Origin of the sequence: Brevibacterium sp. (assembly GCF_052105255.1) — a bacterium.
GTDB lineage: Bacteria > Actinomycetota > Actinomycetes > Actinomycetales > Brevibacteriaceae > Brevibacterium > Brevibacterium linens_B.
This window is the reverse complement of record NZ_JBQDYQ010000047.1, coordinates 1-7,865: the sequence shown is the minus strand read 5'-3', so window position 1 is coordinate 7,865 and position 7,865 is coordinate 1. Positions and strand designations below refer to the sequence as shown.

Genomic DNA, 7,865 nt, shown 5'->3' with positions numbered 1-7,865 from the left:
CCGTCGGCGGCTCCGACTCAGGCTTCGGTCCGCCGGTCTCCGGAGGCTCGCTGGGTGGTGGCGGGAAATTGGGGTGATCGTTCCCGTTGCTCATCGTGGGGTCATCCTTTGCGTGTACAAGCCTGTCCTGGCGCAATTGTACTTCCCGGAACAGGGAATCGCGTGGTCAATACCGGGAAGCCGAGACGGGTTAGGCGAAAATGGTCCTGATGCACACTTCTCCACACCCTCAGCCCTACCGGCGCACGATCCTCGCGGTCCTCATGGAAGTCGCGAAGATCGATCTCATCGTCGTCCCCGCAGGATTCGTCATCGCCACCGTCTTCTGGATCATCGGGCTCGGCTCACAGCTGCCCTATTCGGCGATTCCCGAATGGGCATTCGCACTGTGGGCGACGGTGTCAGGGCTGAGTGTCTCGACCCTCGGTTTCGACTTCTCACTCGCACCGAGTCTCGTGACTGTCGGCCTGTGGTTCCTGGTGGCGGCCGGCGCCAAACGTGTGGTCGGTGGCACGGCAGCGGACAGTCCGACCGAGAGCGAGGACGACCTCGGCGGATGGTGGGCGCTCATGGGAACAGCTCTGGGCACCTACGTCGTGGCCTACGCGGGTCCACTCCTGGTGCTGGCGATCCTGGTCGGACAGGCCGCGGTGACGCCGTTCGGATTCCTCCGGCTCGTCCTCTTCCTCCTCACGGCCGTGGCCTGGGCCCTCATCCGGGTCCGCGGAATCGGTGACATTCCCGGCCTGTCCCCGATCGCCGATGAGACCTTCAGCGTCGCCGTCCGACTCGTCCGCCGTCTGCTGTGGGCGGCAGCGGCCCTCGGAGTGATCGTGCTCCTCGTCGGAATCGCGATCCGCTGGAGCGACGTCGCCGATACTCTGCAGGTCTACAGCTCACCGGTCGCCGCGGGCATCGGTCTCATCGTCGTCCAGGCGCTCTTCGCCCCGAGCATCGTCTACTCGGCCGTGTCCTGGACTGCCGGGACGGGAGTGGGCATCGGCGGGGCCGGGACGAGCTCGGCATTCACCTCGACCTCCGCTCCGGTGCCCGATGTGCACGTGCTGCAGCTGCTGAGCGGGGACTATCCGGCGTGGACGGCGGCCGCACCGGGACTCCTAGTGCTGCTCGGGCTGCTGTGCGTCATCCTCGGCCGCGACCGAGCTCGCGACATCGCCGAGCAGTCGTGGATCGGACTGGGAATCGCGATCGGGATACTGTTCGTCATCGTCGAGGTCCTCGCCCTGTTCGCCCGCGGAGCCATGGGCCCACTGGGCCTGTCCGGGTTCGGACCTTCGGCACTGACGTCGGCACCGGCGATCACGGGGTGGATCGGTGCGGGCATGGCCGCCGGACTCCTCTTGATCAGACTCTCCGGTCTGCACACCGTCGACTCCGATTTCGCCGATGACGATGAGGATGGAGACGACGAGGATGCCTTCGATGAGGCAGACGGATCAGAGGCATTCGGCGAGGACGAGCCGGAGCCGGTCGACGGCGTCGTCAACGACGACGAACCGCGATAGACGGGGATGCCGCCTCGGTGAGGGGTCAAGCGTGAGGCGAGGGCATCCGCGGTGAGGGGAACAGCGTTGAAGGCCGGCGCTGAAGGCCGGCGCCAGAAGGATCGGTGCCAGAAGGATCGGGGCCGGGCTCCGTGGATCAGTTGGTGCCGGGCAGTTCGAGGTCTTGGCCGGTGATCTGCTTGAACCAGTCGCCCAGGCCGGACTGATAGTCGCTCGTACACGAGATCTGGGCCTGCTGGGTGATCGCATCGCGCAGGCATTCTTCGTACTTCGACTGCACCGGCCAGAGGATGACCGAGGACATCGTGGAGAAGATGAGATAGATGCTGAGCAGACCGCCGAGGATGCCCAAGGACATGTTCCGGCGCTGCTTGGCTCTGACGACGGCGACGATGTACTTCACCGACCACACGACCGCGGCGACGGCGAAGCCGATGGCGGCGAGCTTGAACGGCAGCTGATACGTGAACGTCAGCACCGAGGCGAGGATCAGCAGTATCAGGACCAGTCCATGCCGTGCGGGTGCGGCCTGTGCCTCCTCTTCGGGAGTCGGCGCTTTCTTCTCTTCGGTATTCTGCGGTGACGTCACCGGATCAGTTTCTCACAGTCGACTGACAAATGCCTCGGCGGCCCGTGTCCGCAGGGTGACCGTCGGGCATCGTCCACGAGCTGCAGACGTTAGACTGTGCGGGTGCGCATCGTTCTTCTGGCATCCGGTTCCGGTACCCTCACGCAGTCCGTCATCGACGCTTTCGCCGATGGAACCCGCGGAGTCGATATCGTCGCCATCGGAGCCGACTCGACCACGGCCGGGGTCCTGGAGCGGGCAGAACGGCATGCGATTCCCACCTTCGTCGTCCGACCCAAGGACTACGCCGGCCGTGACGAATGGAACCGGGCGCTGAAGGACACGGTGGCCGAGCTTGCCCCGGACTGGGTGATCTCCGCCGGATTCATGCGCATCCTCGGCCCCGTCTTCGTCGACGCCTTCCCATCCAGGATCATCAACACCCATCCGGCGCTGCTGCCATCGTTTCCCGGGGCACACGGAGTCCGCGATGCGCTCGCCCACGGGGTGAAGCTGACCGGTGGAACCATCCACCTCGTCGATTCGGGAGTCGACACCGGACCGATCATCACCCAGTACGCGGTTCCCATCGGCGATGACGACACCGAGGAGACCGTGCACGAGAACATCAAGGCCCGTGAACGCGCAGAGCTCGTGCGCCTGCTCGCGCACCTGGCCCATACCGACCTCGTCGTCGATGGTCGACATGTCCGCGGATATGTCGCCTCGGCGATGACCGCCCACTGACCCCGCCGTGCGAAGAACCGACCGGCGATCGAACCTCGAGGAGGATCTGTGACAGGAACCCGTGCGATCAAGAGAGCGCTGATCAGCGTCTACGACAAGACCGGCCTGGAGGAGCTGGCTCGCGGCCTCCACGCAGCCGGAGTCCAGATCGTGTCGACCGGATCCACGGCTGCGAAGATCGCCGAGGCGGGAGTCGCGGTGACGAAGGTCGAAGAGCTCACCGGGTTCCCCGAATGCCTCGAAGGACGGGTCAAGACCCTGCACCCACGCGTCCACGCCGGCATCCTCGCTGACTCCCGCAAGCCCGAGCATCTCGAGCAGCTGTCCGAACTCGAGATCGAACCCTTCGACCTCGTCGTCGTCAACCTCTACCCGTTCGCCGACACCGTCGCCAGCGGAGCCGGCTTCGATGACTGCATCGAACAGATCGACATCGGCGGACCTTCGATGGTGCGTGCGGCGGCGAAGAACCACCCCACGGTCACCGTCGTGACGGATCCGGCCGACTATTCGGCCGTTCTCGACGCTGCCGCCGGTCACGGCTTCGACATCGAGGCCCGTCGCACCTTCGCCGCCCGCGCCTTCGCCCACACCGCGGCCTACGACGCGGCGGTCGCCTCCTGGTTCGCCGCGGAGCTCGCCACCGATGAGAAGGCCGCATTCGCCGGTCTCACCGGGGAGAAGATCGCCGACCTGCGCTACGGGGAGAACCCGCATCAGGCGGCGGCCGTCTACTCGGACGGAACCGTGGGAATCGCGGGGGCGAGGCTGCTCGGCGGCAAGGCGATGTCGTACAACAACTACACGGACACCGATGCCGCGATCCGTACCGCGTTCGACTTCGACCAGCCGGCCGTGGCCATCATCAAGCACGCGAATCCCTGCGGACTCGCCGTCGGTGAGACTGCGGCCGCGGCGCACAAGGCCGCGCACGAATGCGATCCGCTGTCGGCCTACGGCGGTGTGATCGCCACGAACCGGGAGGTCGACGCCGAGCTGGCCGCCTCGATCAAGCCGATCTTCACCGAATGCCTGGCGGCTCCGTCGTTCAGCCCGGAGGCGCTCGAGATGCTCGCGACGAAAAAGAATCTGCGACTGCTCGAACTCGGCGACATCGATGTGCCCACAGCCGAGATCAAGCCGATCAGCGGTGGATTCCTCGTCCAGGACCGTGACGCTTTCCAGGCCGACGGAGACTCCGCCGAGAACTGGACCCTGGCCGCCGGTCCGGCAGCTGCACCCGAGGTCCTCGCGGATCTCGAATTCGCGTGGAAGGCCGGGCGGGCCGTGAAGTCGAACGCCATCCTGCTCGCCAAGGACGGTGCCTCGGTGGGTGTGGGAATGGGTCAGGTCAACCGCGTCGACTCGGCCAAACTCGCCGTCGAACGTGCCGGAGCCGAACGCGCCACGGGAGCGGTCGCTGCCTCGGACGCCTTCTTCCCGTTCCCCGACGGTCTGCAGATCCTCATCGATGCAGGAGTCACCGCCGTGGTGCAGCCGGGCGGATCGATCCGCGACGATGAGGTCATCGCGGCTGCGGAGGCGGCCGGAGTCACGATGTACCTGACCGGGAGCCGCCATTTCTTCCACTGAGATGAAACGGCCTCATCCCCGCCATGCACGGCGGGGGAGAGGGCCGATCTCGAAACGATGGATCTATTGGAAACGGCGGTACGCGCATCCCACCAGGCGTGATTGGGTGCTGCTCGGCTGTCTTCTGGGCGTCGCCGCGGCAGCGGCGTGCTCCATCGTCGACTTCCGCCTCGGTGCTGTCGTCCTCGCGGTCGTCCCCGCCGGGCTCGCCGGGTTCCGGGCGATGCCGCCGCCGTGGACCGATGTGTGGACGAACCGGTCGAAGACCGTTGACATCGCCACCTGTCTGCTGTTCGCCGGACTGCTGGTCGTGCTGGCGTTCCTCGTGCCATTGACCCGCTGATGATTCGGTCTCGGCGACATTCTTTATGTGCATTCGCTGAGAACTGCGACGCGCGGGTGTTGCCACGCCGGTAACAATGGCAAGGTGAGTGGCGTCAGAGGTTCGCTCAGAACCTTTTCCGATGAAAGGAGACAGCATGGGACTCGACGATCTTACGAACAAAGCCAAGGACGCCTTGAATAGCGATAAGGGTGAAGAGATCAGCGACCAGGGCCTGGACAAGGCTGCTGACGCCGCCAACAACGCCACCGGCGGAAAATTCGAAGACCAGATCAACCAGGGTCGCGAAGGTGCCGATGGCAAATTGGGCAACGAATGATCTTTGAGCCATAGCCGCGTCCGGCATGGATGAGCGCCGAGGAGAACGTGAGTTCTCCTCGGCGCTCTCTCTATTCGCGGCACGGTGCCGGACCGTGCGTCCACCGAAGCGGTCGGCTCAGCTGAGTTTGTCGATCGGGGCGTAGCGCAGCAGCAGCCGCTTCGATCCGGCCGAGCCGAAGTCGACGACGGCCACGGTCTTGTCTCCGACGCCGTTGACCTCGGTGACGGTGCCGAGCCCGAAGGACTCGTGTGAGACCTTCTCACCGACCTCGACGGAGATGACCTCGCGGTTGGGGCGGATCCGGTTGGGGAATCCGGCGACCGGTGTCGATGAACTCGCACTCGAGCGTGAGCGGGAACTGCCGCCGGACGACCGCGACGACCCGAAACCGCCGGAATAGCCGCCGGAGGCGTAACCGCCGGAGCCGAATCCACTGGAACCGTAACCACCGGAGCCGAAGCCTCCGGACCCGAAGCCACCGGAGAAGCTTCCCGTGTTCTCCCAGTTGATGAGGTTCTCCGGGATCTCGGAGAGGAACCGGCTCGGCGGATTGTACTGAGGCTGACCCCACATGCTCCGTGTTTCGGCGCGAGTGACGAGCAGCCGCTGCCGAGCTCGGGTGAGCCCGACATAGGCCAGACGTCGTTCTTCCGACAGCTCCTGCGGATTCTCAAAGGAACGCGAATGCGGGAATCCTCCGTCTTCGAGCCCGGTGAGGAAGACCACCGGGAACTCCAAGCCCTTGGCCGTGTGCAGAGTCATCAGCGTGACCTGGCCGAGTTCGGTATCGGGGATCTGATCCGTATCCGAGGCCAGAGCCACCTGCTCGAGGAACTGATCGATGGCCGCCGCGCCGACGCCTGGGGCGGTGGAGGCGTCAGCGGAACCGGCGTCATCGACGTCGGGATCGACCGCCTCGGCGGGGGTTTCGGTCTCTGCTGCGGTCGGATCTTCGGCGGTCGCCTCGGCGCCGTTGTCCGTGTCGCTGTCATCCGGGGTGTCCGGTTCCGCAACCGCGGCAGCCTCCCGAGTGGCGACGAAATCCTCGGCCACGGCCACGAGTTCGGCGAGGTTGTCGACTCGGGATTCGTCCTGCGGGTCGGTGCTCTTCTGCAGGGATTCGAGGTATCCGGACTGTTCGAGGATCGCCTCGATGACGCGGGAGAGCGGGGAGGACTCGGCGGTGGAGCGCAGATCCTGCATGAGGTCGTAGAACTTCTGCACTGAGGTCAGGGCGCGCGAACTCAGGTGAGGGATCTCGTCGAGGCGGCCCAGGGCGGTGAAGAAGCTGATGTTCTCTCGGTCGGCGAAGTCGGCGATGATGCCCTCGGTGCGGTCGCCGATGGAGCGTTTGGGCACATTGAGGATTCGGCGCAGGTTGACGTCGTCATCGGGGTTGGCGACAACGCGCAGGTAGGCGAGGGCGTCCTTGATCTCCTTCCGCTCGTAGAAGCGGGTGCCGCCGACGACCTTGTACGGGATTCCGGAGCGGACCAGTGCGTCTTCGATGGCGCGTGACTGTGCGTTGGTGCGATAGAAGACCGCGAAGTCTCCGTAGGTGTACTTCTCTTCATCGATGAGGTCATCGATGCGGTCGACGATGAACCGGGCTTCACCCTGTTCGTTCTCGGCCACCCAGCCGACGATCTGTTCGCCGGAGCCCTCCGAGGTCCACAGCTTCTTCTCGCGGCGGTCGTCGTTGTTCGCGATCACGGCGTTGGCGGCGTCGAGTATGTTCTGCGTCGACCGGTAGTTCTGCTCCAACAGAATGGTGTCAGCGTTCGGGAAGTCCTTCTCGAACTCGACGATATTGCGCACCGTGGCGCCGCGGAAGGCATAGATCGACTGATCGGCGTCGCCGACGACGGTGAGTTCGGCACCTTTCGGCCCTCCTGCTCCGTCACCGGCCAGGGCCTTGATCAGAGAATACTGTGCGGGGTTCGTGTCCTGGTACTCGTCGACGAGGATGTGGCGGAACCGGCGACGGTAGGAATCGGCCACCTCGGGGAAGGCACCGAAGAGGTGGACGGTCTCCGCGATGAGGTCGTCGAAGTCGAAGGCATTGGCCAGGCGCAGACGGGAGGTGTAGCGCTTGAAGACGTCGGCGAGCACCTCGTCGGCGGGATTGTTGGGCCGCGGGATGAAGTCGTCGGGGGTCTGCAGTTCGTTCTTGAGGTTCGAGATCCGGTGCAGAATGGCCCGCGGAGCGTACTTCTTCGTGTCGAGGCCGAGCTCCTTGAGGATCTGGGCGACGAGTCGCTGGGCATCCTGGGCGTCGTAGATCGTGAAATTCGACTTCATGCCCAGCACCTTCGCCTCGCGGCGGAGGATGCGCACACACGAGGAGTGGAAGGTCGAGACCCACATGGCGCGGGAGGCAGGGCCGACGATCGAGGACACGCGTTCGGCCATCTCTTTCGCAGCCTTGTTCGTGAACGTGATCGCCAGGACTTCGCCGGGGTGGGCGCGACCGGTGGCCAAGGCGTAGGCGATGCGTCGGGTGAGCACCGTCGTCTTGCCCGATCCGGCTCCGGCGACGATGAGCAGCGGGGATCCCGTATGGATCACGGCCTCGCGCTGCCTGGGGTTGAGTCCGGTGAGGAGTTCGGCCGCCCGGGAGTCGGCGCCGGCGGCATGGTCGGTGTGTTCAGCTGCAGCAGTCATGTCGCCCCCAACGATACCGTCAGCCTCAGACACGAGCTCACACCCCTCAGAACTACCTGACGGCGGCCCAGCAACCTCGCGCAAGGTTGCTGGGCCGCCGTC

Annotated in this window: 7 protein-coding genes; 5 read left to right on the top strand and 2 right to left on the bottom strand. The window is 65.3% G+C overall.

Annotated elements, in window-relative coordinates; genetic code table 11:
* Window positions 1–209: 209 nt before the first annotated feature.
* Window positions 210–1,526 carry a cell division protein PerM gene (locus ACTIIH_RS12240; protein WP_145997962.1) on the top strand — a complete coding sequence of 439 codons (1,317 nt, stop codon included), beginning with the start codon at window positions 210–212 and terminating at the stop codon, window positions 1,524–1,526.
* Between the two features lie 136 nt (window positions 1,527–1,662).
* Here the strand turns inward: ACTIIH_RS12240 and ACTIIH_RS12235 are convergent, their stop codons facing one another.
* Window positions 1,663–2,115, bottom strand: a complete 453-nt coding sequence (locus ACTIIH_RS12235; RefSeq protein WP_025779906.1) for a hypothetical protein — start codon at window positions 2,113–2,115, stop codon at window positions 1,663–1,665.
* Between the two features lie 102 nt (window positions 2,116–2,217).
* Here ACTIIH_RS12235 and purN point away from each other — a divergent pair, with 102 nt between their 5' ends.
* The 4 genes from purN (at window position 2,218) to ACTIIH_RS12215 (ending at window position 5,096) form a co-directional block, all read left to right on the top strand.
* Entirely contained in the window at window positions 2,218–2,841 is a 624-nt protein-coding gene (purN, locus tag ACTIIH_RS12230; protein ID WP_441452045.1) for a phosphoribosylglycinamide formyltransferase, read from the top strand.
* A gap of 48 nt (window positions 2,842–2,889) precedes the next feature.
* Entirely contained in the window at window positions 2,890–4,434 is a 1,545-nt protein-coding gene (purH, locus tag ACTIIH_RS12225; RefSeq protein WP_441452043.1) for a bifunctional phosphoribosylaminoimidazolecarboxamide formyltransferase/IMP cyclohydrolase, read from the top strand.
* Window positions 4,435–4,540: 106 nt separating this feature from the next.
* A complete protein-coding gene (locus ACTIIH_RS12220; RefSeq protein WP_240812112.1) occupies window positions 4,541–4,777 on the top strand; it encodes a DUF3017 domain-containing protein in 237 nt (78 codons plus the stop codon).
* Window positions 4,778–4,913: 136 nt separating this feature from the next.
* Complete coding sequence (locus ACTIIH_RS12215; protein ID WP_025779915.1) at window positions 4,914–5,096, top strand: Rv0909 family putative TA system antitoxin; 183 nt, start codon at window positions 4,914–4,916, stop codon at window positions 5,094–5,096.
* Between the two features lie 117 nt (window positions 5,097–5,213).
* Here ACTIIH_RS12215 and ACTIIH_RS12210 read toward each other — a convergent pair whose 3' ends face one another.
* The gene (locus ACTIIH_RS12210; RefSeq protein ID WP_441452040.1) at window positions 5,214–7,763 is read right to left on the bottom strand and encodes a UvrD-helicase domain-containing protein; all 2,550 of its coding nucleotides are present in this window, start codon (window positions 7,761–7,763) and stop codon (window positions 5,214–5,216) included.
* Window positions 7,764–7,865: the final 102 nt, after the last annotated feature.

What these genes read in the sequence shown, in the direction of transcription:
- ACTIIH_RS12240 (WP_145997962.1), top strand. Translation starts at nt 210, where the DNA reads ATGCACACTTCTCCACACCCTCAGCCCTACCGGCGCACGATCCTCGCG.
- ACTIIH_RS12215 (WP_025779915.1), top strand. Translation starts at nt 4,914, where the DNA reads ATGGGACTCGACGATCTTACGAACAAAGCCAAGGACGCCTTGAATAGC.
- ACTIIH_RS12210 (WP_441452040.1), bottom strand. Translation starts at nt 7,763, where the DNA reads ATGACTGCTGCAGCTGAACACACCGACCATGCCGCCGGCGCCGACTCC.